The following is a 273-nucleotide window of genomic DNA, read 5'->3' on the forward strand; positions in this document are numbered from 1 at the left end:
GGTATTTCAATCGTTGATTTCTCCCCTTCATGTTATGGCCCTTTTCTCGTGATCTTTTATGCTCTCCTGTTTTCAGAGTATATAAAAAAACAAGAAATGACACTTTCTTTCACAAGAGATTCCGTTGTTATTTAAAGGTTGTTGAAGTAGATGAAGCATAAACAGTTGTGTTTGAAGCCTAAGTGGACAGAATTAATCTTGCGGATAGAATAAAAAGCCATACCATCACGCAATTCTGCAAAAGAATTCTATCGAATTCCATGCTTACATGCT

The organism is Bartonella sp. MR168JLCBS, assembly GCF_042194175.1.